We start from the raw sequence: 1,747 nt of genomic DNA on the forward strand, positions 1-1,747 counted from the left end.
CACTTGGCAGGGAACCCCTTTGTGTTGAGCCCATTCCACCCACGCCATGGTTTCAGCAATCGTTGTCGGCTCCGCCAGCCATTCGGCCGGTCCACCGACCCGCCAGGTGGTGTAGTCCGCCAAGTTGGCATTGGCGTGGCGGGGCGATAGCTGCGTCATTCGGCCAGTCGTCCCCAGAGGCTGTTGACGGTGCCAGCCCCCATGGCGAGCACAAGGTCATCGGGTCGGCTGCGTTGCTTTACCAGATCGGTGAGCTGATCAAGATCGTCCGCAACGGCGATTTCGAGGTCTGGTCGCAACGATCGAATGCGTTGGGCGAGGGCGTTGCTGCAAACGCCAGGAATTGTTTGTTCTCCGGCCGCATAAACCGGAGCCAGTAGCAGTGCATCACAGTTCTGCAGTGCTTCGGCAAAGGCTTCGAAGAACTGTTGGGTGCGACTGAAACGGTGCGGTTGGAACACGGCCACAAGCCGTTGTGGTGAAGATGGAAGCGGACTGCGCCCGCTGCTCACCATCAGTTGCGCCATTGTCAACGTGGCGCGAACTTCGCTGGGATGGTGGGCATAGTCATCAACGATGTGCCGACCTTCCCAGGTGCCCCTTAGATCAAAGCGGCGGCCTGGAGCTTGGAGTTGAGCCAGGCCTTTGACCAGCGCTTCAAACGGAACTCCTTCCATCCGGCAAGCCGCTAAGGCAGCCGTGGCATTGCTCAAATTGTGGAGACCAGCCATCGGCAAGGTGAAGTCACCCACTGCAGAGCCGTTTTCATAAAACCGTGCTGTACATCGATCGCCATCGAGTTGCAGAGGCAAGGCTGCAAAGGCAATGTTCTCGCTTTGCTGGTTCGACCACCAGGCTGTCGGTTCAAAATGCTCCTGAAGGATTGGGTCGTCGTAGTTCGCGATCAACCGTTCGCAACCCCGACCAAAGCGTTGCAAGGTTGAGATCAAATCATCCAAGCCCTTGTAATGGTCGGTGTGATCGAGTTCCAGGTTGGTGATGACCCCAAGGCTGGGGCTGAACTTCACGAGCGATCCGTCGGATTCGTCTGCTTCGGCTACCAATAAACGACCCTGACCGGAATGACCGTTGCTGCCAAGGCATGGAACAACCCCACCAATCACAGCGGTGGGATCTTCACCGGCTTCGATGAGCAGGGTGGTGATCAGCGTGCTGGTGGTTGTTTTTCCGTGACTCCCCGCCACGGCAATCGAAGCTTGTTGATCGATGAGGGCAGCGAGGAGATCCGATCGATGCCAGATCGCCAGTTGATGGGCACGGGCGTTTTGCAGCTCTGGGTTGGTGTCGGGGATCGCTGTGCTGATCACCACCACCGGTGGCTGAAGATTCGTGGAGAGCACCGATTGAATGCTTTCAGCGGTTTGCTCTTTAAAAACGGTGACGCCCCGACTTTCAAGATGCTGAACCGTGGCGTTGTCGCGGGGGTCTGAACCGCTAACGGGGTGGCCGCGGTCTACCAAAATTTTTGCCAGTGCCGACATCCCTATACCGCCCACACCGATGAAATGAACAGGTGTTTGGGGCGTGAGCAGGCGTGGCAAAGGACGGCTACGAAGGGCTGAAAGATAGGTCAGTTTTTTGACCTTGTCCCACCGTCGGTGGGACGGATTAACCGAGAAATTTCAAAGTTGGGCAAAGAAATTCCGTCAATTTCTGTATGATCGGCGCCCAAAACCATTACGCGGTTTTACCGCTTTTTCTATGACCCTGCGCGTTGCGATCAATG

At 56.8% G+C, this 1,747-nt stretch carries 1 protein-coding gene; it reads right to left on the minus strand.

Annotated features, from left to right (window positions below; all coding sequences use genetic code 11):
* Positions 1-155: 155 nt before the first annotated feature.
* Positions 156-1,562, minus strand: a complete 1,407-nt coding sequence (gene murC / locus WH5701_RS00215; RefSeq protein WP_037979042.1) for a UDP-N-acetylmuramate--L-alanine ligase — start codon at positions 1,560-1,562, stop codon at positions 156-158.
* Positions 1,563-1,747: the final 185 nt, after the last annotated feature.

Source organism: Synechococcus sp. WH 5701, from assembly GCF_000153045.1.
Lineage (GTDB): Bacteria > Cyanobacteriota > Cyanobacteriia > PCC-6307 > Cyanobiaceae > Regnicoccus_A > Regnicoccus_A antarcticus.